This is a genomic window from Pseudomonas sp. FG36, from assembly GCF_057809275.1.
In genome coordinates this window covers 1-1,078 of the sequence record NZ_JBMDJQ010000085.1, presented here as the reverse complement: position 1 = coordinate 1,078, position 1,078 = coordinate 1, and the positions used below count along the sequence as shown (strand labels likewise).

The window sequence follows — 1,078 nt, the reverse complement described above, 5'->3', positions numbered from 1 at the left end:
CTATCAGCCGGCAAGCTCTCGATATGACTGGGATAGGTCATTTCGGGGAGCTTTTCAGGGAATGGGCGTGGAGATGGCTGGTAGCAAGACGCCGGTGTTTTCTGCTTCAGCGCTTCATGCAAGCGCTCGTGATTGTAGTGCTGCCGAAAGCGGTCAAAGTGCCGTTGTTGAGCCTCCCAGGCCACTGCCGGCGGTGATGGGAGCGTGCTTTTGAGCGTTCGATGCATGCGCTCGTGGCGGCCATTTTGTTCAGGCCGACCAGGCGCAATGCGCTCGGGAATGATGCCTAGACGCAGCCACCAGATCGACAGCTGAGAAAGTCCCGCACGCCCCTTACTGGCAAACGGCACACCGTTATCAGTACGAATCCGCTCAGGCAGGCCATTCTCTCGGAACACTTGGGTGAAAACGGCCTGGGTTTCCAGCAGGTTGGTATTGGGCATGCTGTGACAGGCGAGCAGGAAACGAGTGGCGTGATCCATGATCGTCAGCGGATAGCACCAGACGCCTGCACCTGTCAGGAATTGACCTTTGTAGTCCGCACTGAACAGCTGGTTAGGCGACTCGGCCTTCTCCAGGGGCTTGGGATAGACCGCTACACGCTGACGTAAGCGGCGTGGTTTGACCAATTCGGCTTTCTTGAGGATGTTGTAGATCGCTGTCTTCGAGGGCGGCGCCTGATCAGGGAAACGCTCCTGTAGCGCAGCCTGGATCTTTTTCGGCCCCGGTTCCGTTTCGCCTCGACTGCGCAATTCGATGATGGCTTCGCGAACTGCGGCGGGTACGACCCAATCCTGGTTCAACCGGCGGCGGCTGCGTTCTTCCAGCCCCGAAGGCCCCTCTTTCTCATATCGCTCGACCCATTTGTAGCCAGTCTTTCGGCTGATCTCGTAGGCCTGGCACAGGGCACTGAAGCTGGGCGGCCCCTGCAGGTAATCCGCGATGAAAAGCATTTTAAGGTCCATAGGTTTCAGCTCTCGCCAAGGCATGGTCAGATCCTCGAAAACCGACCCTGCCAGTTAAAGACTGTTACCTATGTGCGTGAACTGATTTGTAACCCATGTGGGTGAGTCATACC

General features: G+C 57.2%; 1 protein-coding gene. It reads right to left on the bottom strand.

Annotated elements, in window-relative coordinates; genetic code table 11:
• Positions 1 to 989: integrase core domain-containing protein (locus ACODS9_RS26530; protein WP_489095121.1), on the bottom strand; the 989-nt coding region annotated here is incomplete at its 3' end.
• Between the last annotated feature and the right edge of the window lie 89 nt (positions 990 to 1,078).